Consider the following 22,283-nt stretch of genomic DNA (forward strand, 5'->3'; position numbering starts at 1 on the left):
CTACAATGAGATTATATACAAATTTGCAGGTAAAGGTGATAAAAATGACACAATGCATCATTTGCAGAAAAGATACGAAAGAACTTAGTGAACAATATGTCATTCCAGAAATATTATGTGGATATTATTTCACAAACTCAATTTGTGATACTTGTCATGAACAAATGACAACAAATATTGATCGTCCTTTAATTAGGCATAAATTGAGTCAATTTAAGATTGAACAAATGAAAAGACAAATTGATTCCCCACTCTATACGAATGAGCACGGTGAGGAACTTGCGGCTGCTGAGACTGATGTTGTCGAAGTAAGCGACGAAATTCTTTATTCTAATGCATTAATTATGAAACTATGTAAAAAGCACGATATTTCCTTACATAATGAAATTTGGAAAGAGGAACGTGTAACGAAAGTAGCCAGTTCTATTCAACGTGAATTGCTATTGGATAACCGTAAATATAAAATGAGTATATTAAAAATGGCTTATACATTCGCTGTACAAACAGTTGATGGCTACTTTGAAGATCAAGATGCGATTGATATCTCTACCATTCTCTCAAATGCAGATTTCGTGGAACTAAAAGAAAAAAGCATTGTACGTGATTTAAGCAAAAGTTCTTTATGGAATACGCTAAATACAAGTAGTGAAAATCATTACTTTATTTTACTTAGCGATAAAGACGGTCTGTTTTGCTTCATTCGTTTGTTTGACATTTTTGATGTTGTCGTTCATTTATCAGAAAAAAGATTTGACCTTCCATCACCCATTGTCGGTGTAAATAATGTGAATACACAAAAATTTTATGTCCAAAGTTTAAAACAGTATATGGATGGGCTGTTTAAAGAAAAAGCACCTACTATATAACAGAGACCAGAACATACGGTCTCCTTTCTTGATGAAAAGACACTGTGTTATAATGAGTATGAAAAGAACAATACAATCACATAAACCAATTATAAATTGTATATAAATAAAAAAGACTAGTGTGCGGCTACACACTAGTCCACGTAACTTAGCAGATTGGATTGTTCATTTATCCTATTTGTTTCTTACAAACAAAACAACCCACATTCTATAGGCATAGGTGGGTTGTTATTTTTTGAGCTTGTCTATTAAAACGACGACGAACGTTAACAATGCAACGAGAAACAGTCCACCCTGCAGTAGCAACGCTATTTCACTCACGTATTATCACCCCCCTCCTACTCGGAGAAGTGATAATTGAACAACCAACCGCACCTTAAGTTACCCTTTAATTTTACCATATTTTCTAATAATTTACGATGAAAACCCGCAAGCGAATAACTTGCGGGTTTTTTATCTCGTGTTAACAGGCAGTAAACAAAATGAAGCAATAAATAAGTGAAACTTTATTTCTCACTATTTTTTTAATGCATATGCATCAGCAATCATTTCACCAACAATTTTATTTTCTTCTTTCTTCTCGTCTTTCAATAATGGGAATAACAATTCTGCCACTTCATACGCTTCTTCTAAATGCGGATATCCTGATAAAACAAACGTATCAATTCCTAACGATTCATATTCTTTTATCCTTTCTGCTACTGTATGCGGATCGCCTACAAGTGCAGTACCTGCCCCACCTCTTACAAGTCCGATTCCAGCCCATAAATTAGGGCTTATCTCTAACGACTCTCTCGTACCTTTATTTAAATGGGTCATCCGTTTTTGACCAACTGAATCATATCTTGCAAATGTCTTTTGAGCAAGCTCAATTGTTTCATTATCCACATATTGAATTAAACGTTCTGCCTCTTCCCATGCTTCTTCTTCTGTTTCTCTTACAATTATGTGTAATCTAATGCCAAATCGCACTGTACGCCCCTTCTCTTCTGCAAGTTTTCTTACTTCTTCTATTTTCTCTTTCACTTGCTCTGGCGGCTCTCCCCACGTTAAATATACATCACTATGTTCAGCTGCTACTTCTTTTCCAGCAGCTGACGATCCTCCAAAATATATAGGAGGATATGGTGTTTGAACTGGTGGGAAGACAACTTTACTATCTGTAACTTTAATATGTTTTCCTTCTAAAGAGATCATTTCACCTTGCAATGTCGATTTCCAAACTTTTAAAAATTCATCCGCTGCTTCATATCTTTCATCATGATCAAGATATAATCCATCTCCTTGTAGTTCAACTGGATCTCCTCCAGCTACTACATTAATAAGCAGCCTCCCATGTGAAATTCTATCAAATGTAGATGCCATCCTCGCTGCAACTGTAGGGGACATTAGTCCTGGTCTCACTGCTACTAAAAATTTTAGTTTTTCTGTTTCAGCAGCAAGAGCTGAAGCTAACACCCAAGGGTCTTCACATCCTTGACCAGTTGGAAGTAAAACACCCGTATATCCTAAATAATCAGCTGCCGCAGCAACTTGCTTATAATAACCATATTCAGCTGCTCTTCCTCGTTTTGTCGTTCCTAAATATCGACCATCTCCATAAGCCGGAATAAACCATAATAATTCCATACCTGTACACACCCCTTATTTATTTTGAATCGTATACTAACACATTCTATATAAATTACCCCTAATAATTTATATGTTAATTCCCTGTCTCACCTTTAAAGTTATCTCGCCATCTTAAAAACTTCACTTCTAGTAAACGTACTAGAGAGTCAGAAAACTTCCCAACAAATGCAAATATAATTATGCCGACAAATACGATATCTGTATTTGAAAATTGCCTTGCATCCATAATCATATAGCCAATACCTTCTGTAGACCCCATAAGTTCTGCTACTACTAAACTCACCCATGCAACACCTAACGATAACCTTGCTCCTAGTAAAAGGTTAGGCAATGCAGCTGGTAAAATTAGTTTCGTGATTAATTTTCTTTTACTAAACTCTAACACTCTCGCAACATCAAATAACTTTGAATCCACACCTCTAATACCTAAAAATGCGTTTACGTATAAAGGAAAAAATGCACCATCTGCAATTAATAACACTTTTGATGTTTCACCAAAACCGAACCATAATACGAAAAGCGGTGCAACAGCTAAATGAGGTACAGTTCTTAACATTTGCACAGATGGATCTAAATATTGCTCACTTCTCGTTGAAAATCCAACAATCGTTCCTAAAATGATTCCTAAGCCCCCACCAATAAAGAAACCAGCCACAGCCCTAAATACACTAATACTTAAATGGCCGAATAACTCTCCTGTTTTAATAAGCTCTTGGAAAGCTAGAAAAATATCTAATGGTGTTGGTAAAACTGTTTTAGAAACAAGACCGAATACACCAGCTAACTGCCAAATTATTAATATAATAACCGGTATAGTAATCGCCCTTACTAAAACTTTTACATTTAACTTTCGCACCTTCTTGACGTTGTTTTTCTCAATCGTTATACTCGCTGGTTTAATAACAGCTTTCGTATTTTCCACTTTACAAAACCTCTTTTCACTTCGCTTTCAATGCTTTTTCTACGAAAGAATTATCTACAACTTTTTCCGTCTTAATTTCTTTCTTTATAGAACCGAGCTTATATTGAAAATCCGCTGTCTTTTGTTGTTCTGCTATTATTTCCTTCGTTACTGGAACTAAAATTGGTTTGTCGTGATTAAACACTTCTTTTACGATCTTCGCATCTATCTTTTTTACAGAAGTATATACTTTTATTGCTTCATCTAAGTTAGCATCTTGCCATACACGTGCTTTCTCATAAACTTTGAGGAATTTCTCAACTAATTCTGGATGTTCTTTCGCAAATTTTGTTCTCGTAATTAAAAATTCTGGTGAAGAGACATTTAATGTTTCACCGTCTGCAATCACCTTCGCACCTTTATTTAACGTATGTAATGATATGAAAGGGTCCCAAATCGCCCATGCATCTACTGATCCTGATTCGAATGCAGGCTGAGCTTCATCTGGTTGTAATTGAATGACATTTACATCTTTTGCATCAATACCTTCTTTATCAAGTGCTCGATACAATAAATTAAAAGCACTACTTCCTTTTGCTACTGCAATTTTTTTACCTTTCAACTCTTTTACACTCGCAATTTTGCTATCTTTTTGAACGAGAATTCCAGTTCCTTTTCTCGCATAACTTGTATTGGCGATTTCGGTAAATCCAATACCTGCTGCTTGCGCTGAAATGACTGGAGAATTCCCTACTTCACCAAAGTCTAATCGGTTTGATGCGATTGCTTCAAAATAAGGAGGTCCACTTTGGAACTCTGTCCATTTCACTTTAACTCCTTCTTTTTTAAACTCCTCTTCAAACCACCCCTTTTTCTTTGCTAGTAATAGCGGGCTTAATCCTTGTTGTATACCAATTTGTATTGTTACATCTTCTTTCTTACTACTTGCTGTACTTTTTTCACATCCTAACAAACATACTGATATAGCTAAAGCAAAAGAAAGAATTTTTAATTTTTTATACATATAAAATCACCCTTTTCCTATATACTTGTTTGAATCAACCCTCCATATTCAAACTGCTGTAATACTTTCGTTCGAAGTTGTTGGAACGATTGAGAAGTTTTATTTCGCGGATAAGGCAAATTATTTTCAATCACTTTATGTATTTCCCCTGGTTTTGCACTCATAATGATGATTCGGTTTGAAAGATATATCGCTTCGTCTATATCATGTGTAACGAATATCATTGTTGTTTTCTTCTGCTCCCAAATATTTAGCAATACTTCTTGTAAATGACTTCGAGTAAAAGCATCCAGCGCTCCAAAAGGTTCATCAAGTAATAATACATTTGGATCTCTTAATAACGCTCTCGCTATCGCAACACGTTGTGACATCCCGCCTGAAATTTCTTTCGGATACGATTTTTCAAAGCCATCTAACCGAACGATTTCAACCCATTCTCTTACCTTATCTTTCACATACTTATCTTTTAACGATAAATCTGCCGCTATATTTTCTTCAACTGTTAACCATGGAAAAAGCCTATGTTCTTGAAAAATAAAACCTTGTTTCTTGCTCGTTTTTAAGATAGGCTCCCCGTCAATAATAACTTCACCTTCAAAATCATTATCTAGACCTGCAACAATTTTTAGTAATGTACTTTTTCCGCACCCACTCGGACCAATTACTGTAACAAAATCCCCTTTCTCTAATTGAAAATTAATATTCTCTAGCACTTGAACCGTACCAGTTTGTTTTAAAAAATATTTTGATACCCCATCAATTGAAACAGTCATTTCTTCCCCTCCTTAAAATGATTCATATAAATGAACAGATTCAGTATTTGTGCAATAAAAAAACCAAAGGCATTTTATCTGTTGATAAAATGCCTTTGGTTTCTCCAATCAGCAATACGTTATGGAATTAAGTACATATTATACAAATATTTCCGATAAGTCAACTAGGTTTTATTAAAACATACATATGATTTGTTTGAACATTTTACTTTTGTTTATTTAAACGATATCGTTTACTTACTATTTTTTCTGATCTTTAATCCACTGTAACCAATAAGAAAACTCACACGCTAAATGCATTTGATGGGATTTAATAACTAAGCGACGAAATTTCTACAAAAAAAAGAGTAATTTCAAGAAATATGCTACTAACCTTAGATTTATTAAAAAAGTTAGATTATATAACTTGAGACTACTCATTCCCATTCAAAATATTTATGTAATTAAATTTTATTTCCTCTGCACCCTGGCTGTCTCCAAAACTATTGGTGGCAGCTCTTTTTGAATGATTTTTTTTAATCCATAAAGAGCTTTCCTCACATAACCACCTTCGAAATTTCCTAATGGCTCTGGTAATTCATCTTCATCCAATATGAAGTATTCTCCATTTGGAAGTACCATAATATCGATGATTAAATCTTCAAAGGAAACCACTTCATCTTTTATTTGTGTGTTTTTTACGATATTAAAATAGGAACCTAAATACTTTCCTTTTATATCTCTCCATACGTATAAATTGTACGGACGATCTTTCCAGTAATATGCGATTGTATAACTCCCTTTTGGGATTATTAACTTAGTATCATTTGCAGTCATTGTAAATGAATACTGCACCTCGTGAAATAAAACGATACTTTGTGATTGCTTTTCAAGTAATAAGCAATTGTGATCTACTATTGTTGAGTTATACCGGATTTTTCTTTCTATAATTTCAATTTTCGATGTAAGTAACTTATTCATTATTTTGTTTCCCCTTATGCTAGTTCTATCCTCAATTATATCCATTTATGTAGTGATAAAGAAGTGCGTAGTTTTTTATATGATGATTTATACAAGTACATAATAAAAACTCCTTCTTATTTAGAAAGAGTTTTTCACTATCCATGTTTCATATTTTTTCACTTCTAACGGAAGCTCATTTGTTTTTATGTAACTAACAGCACTATTACTCATGTTTTAACTTTTCCTTAACCGCATCATAAAATTTTCGTTCTTCATCAACATTTAAGTAAACACGACTTACTGTTTTAGAAAAGCCGTATAACAACTGCGCTTTCACTGGCTCTTTTAATGTTATTTCAAAAGTAGCAGGTTCTTTTATGAACTCCATAACAGTTGCATCCAATACCTGTTTCCCTTCTTTTGCCGTTAGCAATTCCCCCTTGTAGAACGCAATACTATCAATTTGTGTAAATGGCATAACAATTTTCTTTCCTAATCCGATTTGAATGATTACTTGTTCTTCTGTTACGACAAGGGGATTTTTGCGCATCGCTTGTATTTCAGCTATAAAATAAATCATCGCGTATACATTTAAAATAAGTAAAATCCATGCTATTACTGGATTCCACTGATGTAGTAAATAATGAAAACCAATGCTTTCAATTACTGTTGCATGAATAATCATGATATACACACCTATAGCACCAGTCTTTTTATGATATGAGTATACAGATTTACCTGTTGGTACTTTTTCACGCCACGATAAAAACGCATAATAGATTAACTTACACTCTGTTAGAATGACATCTACTAACTTACTTCTTTTCATAGTAGCGTCAAACGCTGCATCAATTGCATAAGAAAAGGAATAATTTTCTCTTCTATATTCTTTATATTTTTTTATTATTTTAGGAAGCACTCTAACAATTTTATAGAGAAGGAATAATTCTAGACCTACAAATGCAATTTCAGCCGCAACAATAATATAAGAGATGAATGAAAAAGCTTGTAAATAGTCACTTGGAATAATAAATCTTGCAAAAATATAACCAGCTATTACAACAGGAACTATATACGTTAACGAGTATCTTTTTCGAATAATGAAGAAATACGTGATGATTGGAATGACAAACATGCAATCTAATAATGACCCAAGCGCAACTGGTACAATTGGAAGGGCATACAATAAATAGTTTGATAGCATAATTAAAGAGACGAGTCCAATCCAAACACCTTTTCGCCTTCGTGATAGTGTAACCTCCATACGTTCACTCCTTTATTTAAAAACCTCATTTAAATGGTCTTTATAAAATGAAATGGCACGTTCAAATTCTTTTACTTCCTCTACTTTCACGACAGTTTCAAGTAATAATTTCATCGCTGATTCGTGATCGTTTACGTTATATTTTGCTAATGATAAAAATACTTTCATCGGAGCGTTCTCTGGAAATTTTTTCACCCCAGCTTCTAATACTGTAATTGCCTTTTCATATTCCCCTATACAACGATATGTACTTCCTAAACCAATATAAGCACCGCAAAGCGATTCGCCATCAAGTCCATTTGCGATTGCCTGCTCATAATACGGAACTGCTTCTGTTTCTAGCCCCATTACATCATGTATCCACGCACACTGATACAGTACTTCTGCATCCTTTGTAAAGTTTGTTAATCCTATAAGCATCTCTTTAGACTGCACATATTTCTTTTCGTTTCTAAGTTTAATAGCTTGCTTTAATAAATGTTCCATAGAATCCACTCCTCACCAATTATTCTGTGTATAGCTCTTGATTGGTATACGCTTCACATTCGTGTAAAAGTAAAATTCCCACCAATTAAAGTTTCGCTTACTTATTACTATGCGGATTCATTCTCATCTAAAAACTTAATTTTAAAAAGCAGTGACACGATTACATAATAACTCTAAGCTTTTGACAATTTCTTTCGCTGTTTCATCTTTCCCATTACACAACTTCCCTTTACCATCCTGTCCAATTACATAATGCACAGCTCCGCGCGAATATAAAGAATGTGGTGAATTCGCAATCATTACATTCGCCCTTGCTTCTTTCATTCTATTTTTTGCTCTTTCAAACAGTTCTTCTTCATTTAAATCACTTTCAAGTTTAAAACCAACAAGTACTGTTTCTGGGTCCCATTCTTTTATTTGTTTTAATACTTTTGGAGCCTTTTGAAAGTGAATAATCGGTGCTATATCACTTGAAATTTTTCCGTTCATATTAAGAACATTACCATCTTGATCACAAATTTTCTCCACAATCCAATCTGATCCAGCCGCTGCCATAATGACTGCATCAATCTTTTCATGTGATATGATACTTTTCATTTTATCTTGTAAATCAACAATTCCTTCAAATGGATGTAATTCTAACCCTCTATGTACATCACTCGGTTTTTCCGCAAAATAACCGTGTAAATATATAACATGTGCCCCTTTAGCTAGAAGTTCTTCTGCGATTATCCTTCCGATTGTACCTTTGGCCATATTCGTATGCCCGCGTACTTGATCCCATTTTTCTAGACAACCACCGCTCGTAATTAATACCTTTTTCCCCTTCATTGTAACCATCCCTTACTAATTTTTCTTACGAAACCATTCTGTTCCAAAGTCAACTATATCACGCTGTTTCATTAGACGACACGTTGCATTCCCTATCTTCCCATTTTTTACAGTTCCTTTTCGCTCAAACTCCACACCAATTTTTACAAACTTCTCAGATTCGTAATCCATTTCAAAAAACTCTTTCCACACTCTTTCACCGTTTTCTATAATAGGTGCTCCTACTTGTATTAACTCACATGCACCAGAACGCACCTCAGATAAATGAACAGACGTATTAGAATCATATCCAACACCAATTAATAATACGTACCCGTCTAAATCATATATTTTTCTTAATGGAGATTCTTCTCCAAAGCTCATTGATAACGAATGGTTCATTGTTATTTCTACTGCATGTTTCCCCCATGCAGCAAAACTTCCTAACGGATGATTACTACGTACTACATTCGGATATGTACGAAAACATTCAACTATTTCACCCATTCCCCTTGTTGGGGTTATACGTGAATCAAATGCTGGGACGTTATCTCGGATAATTTGCCACCAGTCTTCCGGTACAGGTGGTCTTGACCAATGTTTCGGATCGGACAAATCCGAAGATTGCGTTGGCATTATTATCGTTCCTTCTTCCGTAACAACTTTCATTAATGCTTCTACTACAGCAACCGCACCACCAGATATCCACCCGATAGAACTTAGTGATGAATGAACGATAATTGTCATTCCTTTTTCGACTCCTAATGCTTTTAAATCTTTTGTTATTGTTTCAATTGTATTTGGAAATTGTGTACTTGCTACTATTTCATTCATTTTCATATTGGTTCCCCCACTAGCTACGTAAATTTAAACTTTTATATAAATATATTATCATATTTTTCTTAATTTTTAACTTAATCATTTTTCACATCTATAAAAAATAGTAATATTATTACACAAAAAATATTTGAATTATGATATTCAGATTTAAAACACAAAAAGAAAGTGAAGATTTTACATCCCCACCATAAAAAGCTGTTTTATACATAGACGAAAGAGCTCATCACAAATGATGAGCTCTTTGTTTATTTTATCCTTCAATTGTAACCCCAGTAAACATTGATAAGTTTCCCGTTATTTTCTCACCTACACGTAAAAATAAGCCTGCTGCTCTTCCACTTATACAGTGAGAGCCAATTAATAGTTTACCAGTATATGGACCATCCCATGTGTCAATGGTATAGTCAGGCATTTCTATGTATTGCTGGTATATCTTCCTTTGTTCAAAGTAATACTCTGTTTTATCTTCAGCTAATAATTCATCATTTTCGTATATAGATACTCCGCCACCTTCACGACCAAATACAGGTTTTGAAACGTATGATTCATGTCTTTCTAGAAATCGCTTATTTGAAAAATATGTTGGTAGAAAGTATTTATAAATAATGTCTTGCTCTTCTTCTGTAAAGAAAACACTTTCTTCATAAAGCTTCCAAATTAGTGCGAGTACACTTTTGTTTTGCATAACAAACGCGGCTGGCGGATTAATAATTTTCACTCTTTCTTGCGCAATATGATCTAAAAATTGCAAACCAATCCTTTTTCCATTCTTATCAACGTCCGTTACTAAATACTCTATTGGATACAGTCTATATAAATATTTTATTTTTTCTCCACTTGGCGTATATATACCATCTTCCGCAACGACAATGTCTTGTATTCCTACATAGTCCGTTGACTGATTTAAGCAATACGTTCTTAAAAACTGAACCGTTTGACTATCTTCATCGTGCCAATCATAACTAGTAAAATATATCGTCTCTTCAGGGCCTATATGATAGTCATGTTTAATTTGTTCCCATGCCTGTACAATATGCTCTTCTATATGGTTTGGGTGATTTACATCATGATAACGGCATAACACTTCATTTGCGACAGACGGTTCTAAATAGCCTGTTGGCGTATCACAATTTACTTCTATTAATTTTATATCGTCACCATTTACGATAAAATCAAACCTTGTAAAATATGAAAATAAACCATTATGTTTCATTCTCGCCATTTCCCACGCTTCAGCTGGGAATCCGAGTTTTTGAAAATCTTCTGTCGTATTTACAATATATTGATACGTTCTATATAACACATACATGATTTCTTCTGTCGCTTTTGAGATAGCAGTATAAGTTTTTGCTGGCATGCGATACATCCCTGTTGCCATATATTGATTCCATTCTTCATTCTCTAACAGACTAGGCCAAGTGAAACCATTCCTACTAGCCTCTTCTGCAAGTGAAAACCATACTTTCATATACTCTTCTTGCTCTCGTTCTGTATACATTACTCCATTACCCTTTCGTTTTAGGATCCTGCTGGCGCTTTTGCGTTTCCAATTCCACTTGAACCAGAGTTTACTTTCGGTGTTTGCGTAGTAGATGATTTTGGCGTATATGTATCTGGTGTTACTTTATTGGATGGATTTGGCTGCTGTTTATTTAAATCTACTTTATTGGAAGTATTATTGTTACCGTTAGAACCACCAGAATAACCACCGCTACTACCGCCACCTGTTCTACGCTCATCTTTTTCACGATATGGAATAACATTATTTGCATACGGTTTCTTCATTAAATTTGGTTTTGCTGTATAATTCATATTTGAAGTTCTACTCGCTAATAAATATCCTGCTACAAATGGAAGTATCGGTAAATTAGAGTTTTCATGATAAGATGAAAATGACGGATTATTTTCCTTGCATAACTCATCTATCTCTACATTTTCATTGGTTGGGGCTTTATCATCACAATTTAATGTTTCTTGTTCATTTCTTTGTTTTGCACCATCTGTTTTAACAGCTGTACTTTCTTGCTGAGCAGTTTCTTCTTCATAATCACCACAACCTGTTAATAAAAAAGATGACACCCCTATTGAAGTAGCTATTTTTATAAACTTACTTTTCTCCATTCTCACGTGTTATACACCTATCTTCTTTTATCTATATTTTTCCAGATACCTATATTATATAATGAAATTATTATTTTTTTCAAACTATATTCAATATGTACAATTATATATTTTCATGCTATTTTTCCATGTAACAATGAAATCTTTCTATCCCTGGATATTTTTCTCCTAAACTTTTAACTTGAAAACCAATTCTTTTATAAAATTCTACCGCCCCATCGTCTGTCTCCGCTTCTATATAAGTCAATTGGTATACTCTTACAATCTCTTTAATCATTTGTAGTGCAATTCCTTTTTGACGATAATTTGGCGCCACTGCTATATGACATATTCGTGCTTTAGTTTCTCCGATTATTTCAATACCTAGACAAGCTTTTTCTTCATATTTGTACAAAGTCCCTTTATTACTTTGATAAAATATTATTGCCTTCTTTAAGCTTATTTCATTTCGACCGACGGCATATTGTAGCACATTTAATATTGAATCTTTTTCAATTTGTTCAACGCGATGTATATTCATACTTTCATCCCTTTCTATGAAAAAAGACTAGCTCTTAATAAAAAGAGCTAATCTCATTACGCCGTTATTTTTTCTTCTTTTTTTACAACGACAGCCACATAACTATGAAGTATCATTCCAATAATAACGAGACTCATACCAATCCAAGATAATGATGACGGAATTGGTGCAGATAACCAGATCAGCTCTCCTACTAGCGCAAATAAAACTTCACCAGACTGCGTCGCTTCCACTGTTGCTAATTTTTGCGGATCATCTTTCACAAGATCTGTTGCAAAGAAAAATAATACTGTCGCGATTAACCCAGAGCTAACTGCTACAATAAAACATTGAAAAACTTGGCTACTTGACGGTAATCCACCTGTTGATACTTCGTAACCAGATAATAAAAACCAAAATGGTAAACTTGCTAATGTCATACCAAGTACTCGCTGAAATACATCTAATTCCCCTTTACAAACTTGCATCATTTTTCTATTTCCAAGAGGATACGCAAATGCTGCAATAAGTACAGGAACTACACATAAAACGGTTTCACGAATACCTAATGAAGAAGCATGTTCTACTTGCATAAGAACAACACCGAATAAAATAATGCCCGACATAACTAATTCCTTCATCGGAAGTTTTTTATGTAGTGGATCCACCGCAAAAAATGGTGTTAACAAAATCCCTGCAACGATTGTAATTTGCCATGTTGATGCAACAAGCCAACCTGGTCCGAACGCTCCAGCAAAACTAAGCGGTGCATAAAAGAGACCAAATCCAACGATACTCCACACTAACCATTCTTTCGGATTGTTTTTCATATATTGAAAGAGTTGCTTTAAGTTCCCTCTATACATAACAATAAGTAATAGCATTGGAACCATAAAATAATACCGTAATGATGCACTCCAAATCCAGCTTCCACCTTCTAAGTCCATTGCCCTGTTTAAAACAAAAGTAAAGGCAAAGAAAAAGGATGCCAATATCCCTATAACAATTGCTTTCATTGTAAAACCCCTTGTATTTAATTTTTAATCTCTATGACATATATTTTAGTATACGCGATGAAAAATCTACATACAAACTTACATTTCACTTTGGGATGATGAAGGAATTGTAGTAGATTTACATGGGAATAAAGTGCATTGGTATGAAATCGAGGCCATTACATATCAAAATTTTCAAGGGTCAAAATCTACTTTAATCTCGACCCACTATACTCACCATGAAAATATACACATCCGCTATAAAAGATGGCTACCAACTATTGCACATTCAATTTACTGGTTTTCTATTGAGAAACCAAAAGATTATCATAAAAATTTAATGATAGCTTGGGAAGAAAAGCGAACGAATAAAAACAAACGCCTCCTTTAATTATTATTTAGGGGCGTTCGTTCATTCAAAAATTAAAGAATATGTAGTTTATATTCTCTGTATAATTTCTTCAATCGATTTATATGGGCTTGATGATACCGATTATGATCTGCTATATGCCATATTCCCCATCTTATTGTCGCAGTTTCCCCTTTTTCATACAAAACTTCCAGCATTAAATCAGTTTCTGTTAGTGTCATACATTCTTCATAAAACAATTTTTGCACTGCTTCATAATCTTGCATTAACTCTTGCAATGTGTTTTTTCTTAAACTTGGTAATTCTCCTACTTCATTTAACATAGGACCATATTTATTTTCAAATGCTGGCGGAACATCTTCTCCCTTGAAACGATACACCCAATGTAAATCAACAACTGCTAAATGCTGAAGTAACTGCCCAATACTATTTTCATTATTTTCAGACCCTTTATAGGATAGTTCGTTCTCTTCAGTACCTTCGACTAACCTTTGCAATCTATTAAACGTATCAGCAACCGTCGCATACAAAATCGCTACTTGAGGGTCCATATTTCTTTCTAAATAGAGATCTTTCATACAAAACTTCCTCTCTTAAAAGAACAACACCATATGTTCATCATCACTATACACACCATTCATTTTTATAGCCCTTTTTTCAATTCCGTATGTTTTAAATCCCATTGATTCATATAATCGTTTGGCTGGTTCGTTCGTTGACACAACCCCTAAATTCAATTGCTCTAGCTTCATCTCTTTTGCCCTTTCAATTGCTTTACGTATTAAATCACGTGCAAGACCACTTCTTCGATTTTCAGTATCTACATACATTGCAACGATATGTCCTTTATGCTTATATGCGTCTTTTTCTTCTGTTAATAAAGTAACAACCCCAACTAAACGATTTTCATTATTAAAAGCACCAAATGTAAAACTACTATTGGATGAAAGATTACTAGCAACTCGTTCAAGAGGATTTTCTTGACGTACTGCTTCTTCATAAGTCGTTATAAATGCTTCTGAATTTACTTGTAATGCTTGTAAACGTAACTCCCAATATTGTTTTGCATCCGCTTTTGTAAGTAATCGAATCATTTTATCTTCCCCTTTTTAATTTACATAATATTTTTATAGGCTACTTTTTTGATTCATACTCTTCTTTTAATATACTGTAACGATTGCGATGAATGAACTTCCCCTGTCTCAATCGATCATTTCTCATTAACCCTTCGCATACAAATCCGGCACTTTCATAACTCTTTTTAGCTTTTGTATTATCTTCATCTACACGTAACCAAATTTTCTCCAATTCAAACTGAGAAAAACCTATTTGTAACATGCTGTTTAGAGCTGCCATTCCAAATCCTTTACCCCAATAGTCTTTATTTCCAATCGCAATTCCTAGTTCAGCATTTTTATTTGTTTTATCAAAATTTTTAAGGTCTACCCATCCAATATGTATACCTGCCTCAGTAACGATTGCCCTTTGTTCATAACCATTTTTTCGGCTTATACAAGCTTCAATCCAGTTTCTCGTATCTCCACGAGTGAACGGAGGATATTGATCTGGTACGACTAAATGGTTTGTTACATCTCTATCTAATGACCATTGATAGCGATCTTCTACATCATCTAGTGTCAATTCTCTTAATTGAACATATGGTACATTCATTTTTCTCGCCCCTTTTTATTTACCAATAGAAAATCCTTCGAACACTCTTCCACCATACTGTTCTAACGTCTTTTCTATAAAATGAATTAATTCATTTTTCTCTCCCGTTTTATAAAAATGATCAAAAGCGGCTACAAATTTGTTTGCATATTGCTCATCATATCTTCTTAGCACTCTAATAAACCATTTTGAACTCCCAAGCCACTTACCATTTACTCTTAATACATATTCATGTACTAAATCCGCTAATAAATTAGCGATAAACAATTCTTCTTCTCTTTTTGTTGCACCAATAAAGTCATCTAAAGTATCTGTAATAAAATATCGCTTCTGCTTAATCGTTTCTTCGGACCATTTAGCTGGTCCTTTATGTAGTAAATCATTCGCTTCTTTTTTTAATTTCTCAATAATTTCCTTTTCCCCTTTTAATGCAATCCCTTCTGAAACTAATTGTGGTAAAGACGGTCTCCCTCGATCACAATCCATTTTGAAAAAGGTTTTATATGTTTCAAAATTATGAACAAACACCTCAACAGGCCATCCATTACTATAGAAAGATTCTCTATAGCAAGAAGTTAAACTTTGATCGATTATTACAATATCAAGGTCAGATGTTTTTGTCGCTTCTCCTCGTGCAACGCTTCCGCCGAGTAAAGCTACATCACAATTCGGAAATTGTGATATAATTATGTTTTGTGCTGCTTCAATTGGTTTCATAACTGTTCCTCTTTTCTTATTTCACTTTCTTTTTTCAGCTCTTTCTCTCGCTTTTTTTATATAGCTTTCTGCATCTGGTGTTTTACATGACGTTGCACCGTGATCAACCTCTACTTTTCCAATTTCACGTGCAATTTCAATCGCTTGTCGCTCTAAGTCTTCATTACGAATTCCTATTGCGATTAAAGCACTATTCATCGCTTCTTTTTTTCTATTTTTTTCATTATGTATATTTTCTTTAATCTCTTCTAAGTACGGAGAGAAGAAATCATCATGTAACGTTTTATTTTTAATCGCTATATTTGCTAATAAAGACCAGCCAGCTCTTCCAATCCATTCATCATTAGACTTTGTCCACTCTTCCATTCTTTCTATTGCAATTGGCGAAGTACATATAGATTTCATAAGAACATCCATCAAACAGTAATAATCAACATCCTGAATCCAACTATTAAGCTGTTCTGTCGTTATTTTTTTCGGGTCTAAAATATAAGTTGCTAATGTCATTGCGTCCATATTTTTCGTTTCCCACAATCCAACTGCTAAATCATGATCTTTTTTTATCTTCTTTTTTAACAATTTTAAATTCGCAAAACTAACTCCAAATAACGGCTCTTTCGCTCCGTGGTTTTTATACGTTTTTCGATTTTGTTCTGTTCCATATTCCTCTAGTTGCTGCATTACTTCCTCAAGTAACATATACCCACCTCTTTATCTTTTATGTTGACTGTATATATGTATGTACGATATATTCTACATTACTTTTTGGTTTTCCTATATTTATTTTGAAAGTACGGTATGTGAAATTTCTAAACATCGCACAGCTACACCATCAAAAAACTGTATGTTTAACATGTACAGTTTTTTGATGGTAACAATTTTCCTTAGAATAAAATATTTTGTTTTTCGTCCGCTTCTTGTAAATATTTATTAATCATTCCAAGTGCTGCCCTATCCTTAATTGATCCTGTAGGGTTATGCCATTCACATTTAGCATAGATAGAAAGGTTCTTCGTTTCTTCGCATTCTAATTTAATGAGAGGTGTATTCCCGACATTTTTAGAAAACTCATACAAATGTTTTAATGTCATACTTCTATACCTCCTGCATAAATGATATTGATTACATTTATTCTTAACCAAAATACTTTCTACATTTTAATAATTCTCTCAATAAGATTTTCTTATATAAAAATCCCTACAAACGCTGTAGGGATTTATGTCTAAATCATTTTGCTACACTCTATTTCATATGAAAATAGTTTCCTTATTCAGATGCATTCATAAGCACAATTCTCCAACCATCTGGATCCTCTATTGTGGTTCCTTTCTCTATCCAATACGGGTTTTCTGGTTCCACCTCATGATAGCCCATATTACTTAATCGATTCACTATCTTTTCAATTTCATCTTTATTAGGCATATAAAAAACTAGTAAATTATCTTTTGTCGGTGCCGGACATGGACTTCCATTAACATGTGTAGTAAACTCCAAATGATACTCTTCATCTGGTAATCCAAACATAACCCCGTCATATCCTTCATGATTGTGAAATTCCCCTATACGTTTTAGTCCTAATCCTGTTTCATAAAAACTGATCACTTCTTCAAATTTATCTGTTGGTCTTGCAATTCTAAATTGAACCCAATTCTTCATGCAATTCTCCTCCTTTTCATTTTTCAAAGCTTTATAGTAATTAGTATAAGTTACATATATTCCCTTTAACATCCCTCATTAGTGTGAGCTTCCTAAGTTGAAAGACCTATTAGTTAATAAACAATAGGACTTTAGTATAAATTGCTATTTTGCATTGTTTCTAATGTTATCCATGACTGCCCAATTTGATTAACATATGGCCTTTCCTGATTACAAATTTTACAGCGAGAAGGTGCTTCTTCATTTTCGGAATACTGTACTTCACATGTAGTGCCAATATAATTATTCATATTCCCGCTCCTTTTTTCATGTAATTGTTTCTTTGTCAATATTTTAATAAAAATCAAAATATTCGAATTAATATTTGGAACGAAAACGAAGTGATACGAAAGTATGATTTGGTGATTGAAAGTTTAAATAATAAAGTTTCAATTCATTCTATTTTTCAAAACTGCAATTGATATAAAATCTTGCATACTTTTGAGTAAACTTTTTTACACTTGTAAAAAAGTTTTTTTGCATTTCCCTACCTATAATTGCTAATATAGTAGAGTAGAACTTTTATAGAGAGAAGGAAAATTATGCACAATGGAATTCGAATGACAACTTTAGTAAAAAGGGCTATGTTAGTTTGTGCGGGGGTATTATTCACATACGAAGTGGCTTTTGGATCAGTACATACTGCTCTAGCTAGTACAGAGGATGAAGCAAAATCTGTTCAACTTGTAAGTGAGATTCAAACATCTCTTGCTCCGAAAGAAGCTCCAAAACATTATAACGGGCAAGTTAGAAAAGTCGCTTATTTAACATTTGATGACGGTCCTGGAAAATACACAGCTGAGCTTTTAGATATGTTAAAGAAAGAAAATGCAAAAGCAACATTCTTCCTAATTGGTTCAAACGTAAAAGCTTTCCCTGATCTTGTAAAACGCGAAGATGCTGAAGGCCACTACGTTGGGATGCACAGTATGACTCATAACTACAAGAAACTTTACACTGAAGGTCATTACGTAGATGAAATGAAGGAAGACCAAGGCTTAATCGCTGGTGTTTTAGGTAAATCACCAGTATTAACTCGTCCATCTTACGGCTCTATGCCAGGATTAAACGAAGCTCTTCGCAACAAAGTTGTAGAAAATGGCTTAAAAGTTTGGGATTGGACAATTGATTCTTTAGACTGGAAATATAACAAAATGCAAGTTGATGCTGCATCTGCTAAAATTGTAGAAAACGTGTTACATGGTGCTACAAATCCAACAGAAGTTATCCTTATGCATGATATTCATCCACAATCAGTAAAAGCAGTTCCTGGAATTATTAAAGGACTGAAAGAAAAAGGATATGAATTAGAAGCATATAATGAGAACGAACACTTCCCATTAAACTTCTGGCATGATAATCGTATGTAATGAAAAGACTTGATTCCCTCTAGTAGGTTATCAAGTCTTTTTTATCGTTTTTAGAATTTCCTTATAGAGAAAACCTATACACGCTTGCACCATATCAATAGTATACGTCCCTTTCCTTTTATCAAATAAATTTAACTTTGAAATATCACATGCTATCTTTAACCTAGTTTAAATAAGTAGATGTTATATAATCGTATTTATAGTGCAAACTGAAGAAGCTTGGAATCAATTTAAGAAAGAAACGTGATAAGTAAAAAACTACAAAAGCGACTTATCCAAAATAAAAACATACAGTCAAAAAAGAATTGAATATACAATTTCAATCCTTTTTTTATATTATCAACACTTTAGCACATATTACTCTTAAGGAGTGATATGTATATGGATTTTCTTTCATCTGAATATTTGTCTGCCTTGCTTGCCATTATTGTAATCGATTTAGTGTTAGCCGGAGATAACGCCATTGTAATTGGATTAGCAGCAAGAAGATTACCGAAAGACCAACAAAAGAAAGTTATCATTTGGGGAACCATTGGAGCAATCGCTATTAGGGCCCTCGCTACCTTAGTTGTCGTTTGGTTATTAAAAATACCTGGATTACTCCTAATTGGTGGTGTACTTCTTATATGGATCGCTTACAAGCTGATCGCTGAGGGCAAAAAACATGATATTAAAGCCGAAGAAGGATTTTGGTCTGCTATTAAAACCATTATTATTGCTGATGCGTTAATGGGCATTGATAATGTACTCGCTGTTGCAGGAGCTGCCCATGGTAACTTTTCTTTAGTAATCATCGGACTATTAGTGTCTATTCCAGTAGTCGTATGGGGCAGTACATTAATTTTAAAATGGGTGGATCGTTTTCCTGTCATCATTACGATCGGAGCAGCCGTTTTAGCTTATACTGCCGCGAAAATGATTGTAGATGAGAAGTGGTTCGCTGGATTTTTCGAAAGTAACCCTTTCGTTAAATGGGCATTTATCATTATTATCATCGTCGGTGTAGTTTTCTTCGGAAAGGCAAAACAAAAAGCAACAGCTGGTTCTGTCTCATAATGATGGTATATTTACAAATAAAAGGCGCTATTCATATGAATAGCGCCTTTTATTATTTAGCTTCCCCTTCCGGAGTCGTTTTTACCTTTGTTTTGTTTTTATCACGGTTGTTATAGTTATACTTCGAACGATCTACTGGAGTGAATCCTTCCGGTGTGTAGAATCGTAATAAGTCACCATTTACGACTTGGTCAGAGTATTTTAGTGAGTTTTGAACCATTTGTTCATTTTTCTTTATTTCATCTGTAAATTCTACAGGTTTTCCAGTAGTTGTATCATAGTATTTGCCGTTTAGTGCAGTAACTGTTGGGCTTACGTAGTTACCGTTACGGAACGCAACGACTTGTTTATGATCTGGTGATAATAAATCAGAACCGAATTGAACATAATTCTTTGTATCTGTACCTAGTAAGTGTAATAGCGTTGGAAGAACGTCAATTTCACCACCATATTGATGTTGTACGCCACCTTTCACTCCTGGTACACGAACGATTAATGGTACACGTTGTAACTGTGCATTTTCAAATGAGTTCATTTCTTTACCCATTACTTTTGACATTGCTGCGTTATGATTATCTGAAATGCCGTAATGGTCTCCGTACATAACAATAATTGAGTTATCATATAAACCAGATTGTTTCAAGTAATCGATGAAGCCTTTTACAGATTCGTCTAAATAGCGTGCTGTTTGGAAGTACGTATCTACTGATGAATCACCTGTTGTTGCTGGTTCAATCGTTGCTTCTGCCTTATCGATTGGATAAGGGAAATGGTTCGATAACGTAATAAACTTCGTATAGAACGGTTGTTTCAACGTTTGTAATAACGGAATAGATTCATTAAAGAACGGTTTATCTTTTAATCCGTAGTTTACTACGTCTTTTTCATTCATATCGTAGTATGACGCATCAAAGAATTTATTAAAACCAAATGATTTATAAATATCATCACGGTTCCAGAATGTTTTGTAGTTACCGTGGAATACTGCTGATGTGTATCCTTGTTGTCCTAAAATAGCTGGTGCTGATTGATACGTATTATGAGATTTCGTTGTAAAGACAGAACCTTGCGGTAAACCAAACATTGAATTCTCTAACATAAACTCCGCATCAGATGTTTTCCCTTGTCCTGTTTGATGGAAGAAGTTATCAAAATAAAGTGTATTCGCATCTTTTGTAAATGAGTTTAAGAACGGTGTAACTTCTTGACCATTTAATTTGTAATCAATTAAGAAGTTTTGGAATGACTCTAAATGAATGTAAATTACGTTCATTCCCTTTCCTTTACCGAAATACTCAGGATTTGGACTTGCATAAGTTGATGTTAAATAATTCCGTACTTCTGTCATATTATCACCATCAGCTAATGCTCGTTCTGTCGATGCTTTCGCACTTTGAATTCCATCATAAATTGTGTAGTTGTATGCACCTAAATATTTCACAATATAATTACGGTCAAACGTTCTTGTTAATAATTCAGGACGGTCGGATTCTGCAAGACCTAAGTTAACACTGAATAATAAAATACCTGCTACAAATACTAGAGATAATTTATGCTTCGCAACACGAATTGGTTTTGGATTTGCAAATTTTGTTGCGACTAACACAATTAATATAATCGTGTCTAAGAAGTATAATGGATCATAAAGATGTAGCAATGCAAGAATACTACCACCTAAATCTCCAAAGTTATTCGTTTGTGTTAATGTCGGGAACGTAATAAAGTCACTGAAAAAGCGATAGTATACTACGTTTGCGTATAAAAGGATCGACAATAACAAATTAATGATAATTAACCAAATATAAGATCGTTTCCCTTTTGCAAATAATGCTAGTCCTAAAAATAAAACTGCTGAACTAAGCGGGTTAAAAAACAGCAAGAATTTTTGGATTGTGTTTGAAATTCCTAAATTGAATTCTGTTACATAAGCTGCATATGTTTTGAGCCACAATAAAATAACGGCAAACAGAAAGAATCCAAAATGATTGCTTAACACACTTTTGCTCTTTAATAAGAACTGTTTCATTTCTCCACCTCTTTTGATCATCCAAGGCTTATTTTTTTATAAGTCTGTCTCTCTATTCAAATTTTCTTCTTCAAATAGATTATCTTTATTTAACTATATGAAGAATATTAGTAATTATAATTTGAAGCTAGTATTTATTCAACTATTTCTTTCTAGACATTTTGACCTTGGTTTCTATTTAACAAAATAAATTTGTAACATTTCCTGTTTTCTCCTAAGATTCAT

General features: G+C 33.8%; 24 protein-coding genes and 2 pseudogenes. 3 read left to right on the forward strand and 23 right to left on the reverse strand.

The features are described 5' to 3' along the window. Window positions 1-44: 44 nt before the first annotated feature. A complete protein-coding gene (locus NST27_RS14040) occupies window positions 45-866 on the forward strand; it encodes an HNH endonuclease (RefSeq protein ID WP_000189710.1) in 822 nt (273 codons plus the stop codon). A 228-nt stretch (window positions 867-1,094) separates the two neighbouring features. Here NST27_RS14040 and NST27_RS14045 read toward each other — a convergent pair whose 3' ends face one another. The 22 genes and pseudogenes from NST27_RS14045 to NST27_RS14150 all read right to left on the reverse strand — a co-directional run. Continuing rightward, window positions 1,095-1,187, reverse strand: a complete 93-nt coding sequence (locus NST27_RS14045; RefSeq protein ID WP_001289320.1) for a putative holin-like toxin — start codon at window positions 1,185-1,187, stop codon at window positions 1,095-1,097. Between the two features lie 195 nt (window positions 1,188-1,382). Beyond that, the gene (gene ssuD, locus NST27_RS14050) at window positions 1,383-2,495 is read right to left on the reverse strand and encodes an FMNH2-dependent alkanesulfonate monooxygenase (RefSeq protein ID WP_000422257.1); all 1,113 of its coding nucleotides are present in this window, start codon (window positions 2,493-2,495) and stop codon (window positions 1,383-1,385) included. A 76-nt stretch (window positions 2,496-2,571) separates the two neighbouring features. Continuing rightward, entirely contained in the window at window positions 2,572-3,420 is an 849-nt protein-coding gene (locus NST27_RS14055; RefSeq protein ID WP_000432107.1) for an ABC transporter permease, read from the reverse strand. Window positions 3,421-3,436: 16 nt separating this feature from the next. Next, entirely contained in the window at window positions 3,437-4,423 is a 987-nt protein-coding gene (locus tag NST27_RS14060) for an aliphatic sulfonate ABC transporter substrate-binding protein (RefSeq protein ID WP_000277090.1), read from the reverse strand. Between the two features lie 17 nt (window positions 4,424-4,440). Further along, a complete protein-coding gene (locus tag NST27_RS14065) occupies window positions 4,441-5,196 on the reverse strand; it encodes an ABC transporter ATP-binding protein (RefSeq protein ID WP_000218577.1) in 756 nt (251 codons plus the stop codon). A 450-nt stretch (window positions 5,197-5,646) separates the two neighbouring features. Continuing rightward, a complete protein-coding gene (locus NST27_RS14070; RefSeq protein WP_001037876.1) occupies window positions 5,647-6,156 on the reverse strand; it encodes a DUF402 domain-containing protein in 510 nt (169 codons plus the stop codon). A 205-nt stretch (window positions 6,157-6,361) separates the two neighbouring features. Then, the gene (locus NST27_RS14075) at window positions 6,362-7,402 is read right to left on the reverse strand and encodes a hypothetical protein (protein WP_000454148.1); all 1,041 of its coding nucleotides are present in this window, start codon (window positions 7,400-7,402) and stop codon (window positions 6,362-6,364) included. Window positions 7,403-7,414: 12 nt separating this feature from the next. Continuing rightward, the gene (locus tag NST27_RS14080; protein WP_000400646.1) at window positions 7,415-7,888 is read right to left on the reverse strand and encodes a tetratricopeptide repeat protein; all 474 of its coding nucleotides are present in this window, start codon (window positions 7,886-7,888) and stop codon (window positions 7,415-7,417) included. A 141-nt stretch (window positions 7,889-8,029) separates the two neighbouring features. Then, complete coding sequence (locus tag NST27_RS14085; RefSeq protein WP_000676724.1) at window positions 8,030-8,719, reverse strand: phosphopantothenoylcysteine decarboxylase domain-containing protein; 690 nt, start codon at window positions 8,717-8,719, stop codon at window positions 8,030-8,032. Between the two features lie 15 nt (window positions 8,720-8,734). Beyond that, window positions 8,735-9,538: an aminoglycoside N(3)-acetyltransferase gene (locus NST27_RS14090; protein WP_000783345.1), complete on the reverse strand. Its 804-nt coding sequence runs from the start codon at window positions 9,536-9,538 to the stop codon at window positions 8,735-8,737. Between the two features lie 250 nt (window positions 9,539-9,788). Beyond that, window positions 9,789-11,036: a glutathionylspermidine synthase family protein gene (locus NST27_RS14095; protein WP_000287883.1), complete on the reverse strand. Its 1,248-nt coding sequence runs from the start codon at window positions 11,034-11,036 to the stop codon at window positions 9,789-9,791. A 20-nt stretch (window positions 11,037-11,056) separates the two neighbouring features. Next, window positions 11,057-11,665: a hypothetical protein gene (locus NST27_RS14100; protein ID WP_001987497.1), complete on the reverse strand. Its 609-nt coding sequence runs from the start codon at window positions 11,663-11,665 to the stop codon at window positions 11,057-11,059. 112 nt (window positions 11,666-11,777) lie between these two features. Next, window positions 11,778-12,179 carry a GNAT family N-acetyltransferase gene (locus NST27_RS14105; RefSeq protein WP_001020847.1) on the reverse strand — a complete coding sequence of 134 codons (402 nt, stop codon included), beginning with the start codon at window positions 12,177-12,179 and terminating at the stop codon, window positions 11,778-11,780. Window positions 12,180-12,235: 56 nt separating this feature from the next. Beyond that, a complete protein-coding gene (locus NST27_RS14110) occupies window positions 12,236-13,174 on the reverse strand; it encodes a DMT family transporter (protein ID WP_000644594.1) in 939 nt (312 codons plus the stop codon). Between the two features lie 402 nt (window positions 13,175-13,576). Continuing rightward, entirely contained in the window at window positions 13,577-14,101 is a 525-nt protein-coding gene (locus NST27_RS14115; protein WP_047386366.1) for a DinB family protein, read from the reverse strand. A 15-nt stretch (window positions 14,102-14,116) separates the two neighbouring features. Continuing rightward, entirely contained in the window at window positions 14,117-14,617 is a 501-nt protein-coding gene (locus NST27_RS14120) for a GNAT family N-acetyltransferase (RefSeq protein WP_000620325.1), read from the reverse strand. 40 nt (window positions 14,618-14,657) lie between these two features. Continuing rightward, window positions 14,658-15,194, reverse strand: a complete 537-nt coding sequence (locus tag NST27_RS14125) for a GNAT family N-acetyltransferase (RefSeq protein WP_001102502.1) — start codon at window positions 15,192-15,194, stop codon at window positions 14,658-14,660. 15 nt (window positions 15,195-15,209) lie between these two features. Further along, window positions 15,210-15,911 (reverse strand): nucleotidyltransferase domain-containing protein, encoded by a 702-nt coding sequence (locus NST27_RS14130; protein ID WP_000802421.1) that lies wholly within the window; start codon window positions 15,909-15,911, stop codon window positions 15,210-15,212. A 21-nt stretch (window positions 15,912-15,932) separates the two neighbouring features. Then, window positions 15,933-16,610 (reverse strand): DNA alkylation repair protein, encoded by a 678-nt coding sequence (locus tag NST27_RS14135; protein ID WP_000923453.1) that lies wholly within the window; start codon window positions 16,608-16,610, stop codon window positions 15,933-15,935. A gap of 191 nt (window positions 16,611-16,801) precedes the next feature. Then, window positions 16,802-17,002, reverse strand: a pseudogene (locus NST27_RS14140) (pyridoxal-phosphate dependent enzyme); the annotation flags it as partial. Window positions 17,003-17,177: 175 nt separating this feature from the next. Continuing rightward, entirely contained in the window at window positions 17,178-17,567 is a 390-nt protein-coding gene (locus NST27_RS14145) for a VOC family protein (protein ID WP_000800670.1), read from the reverse strand. Between the two features lie 134 nt (window positions 17,568-17,701). Further along, window positions 17,702-17,857 (reverse strand): annotated as a pseudogene (locus NST27_RS14150) (hydrolase); the annotation flags it as partial. 291 nt (window positions 17,858-18,148) lie between these two features. Here NST27_RS14150 and NST27_RS14155 point away from each other — a divergent pair. Continuing rightward, the gene (locus tag NST27_RS14155; RefSeq protein ID WP_000551452.1) at window positions 18,149-18,976 is read left to right on the forward strand and encodes a peptidoglycan-N-acetylglucosamine deacetylase; all 828 of its coding nucleotides are present in this window, start codon (window positions 18,149-18,151) and stop codon (window positions 18,974-18,976) included. Between the two features lie 381 nt (window positions 18,977-19,357). After that, window positions 19,358-20,032, forward strand: a complete 675-nt coding sequence (locus NST27_RS14160) for a TerC family protein (protein ID WP_000346954.1) — start codon at window positions 19,358-19,360, stop codon at window positions 20,030-20,032. A gap of 52 nt (window positions 20,033-20,084) precedes the next feature. On the opposite strand, the gene NST27_RS14165 is transcribed toward NST27_RS14160, so the two are convergent. After that, on the reverse strand, window positions 20,085-22,058 hold the full coding sequence (locus tag NST27_RS14165; RefSeq protein WP_000808770.1) for an LTA synthase family protein: 1,974 nt from the start codon (window positions 22,056-22,058) through the stop codon (window positions 20,085-20,087). Between the last annotated feature and the right edge of the window lie 225 nt (window positions 22,059-22,283).

The organism is Bacillus sp. FSL W8-0770, assembly GCF_038008705.1.
In the GTDB taxonomy this organism is placed as follows: Bacteria; Bacillota; Bacilli; order Bacillales; family Bacillaceae_G; genus Bacillus_A; species Bacillus_A cereus.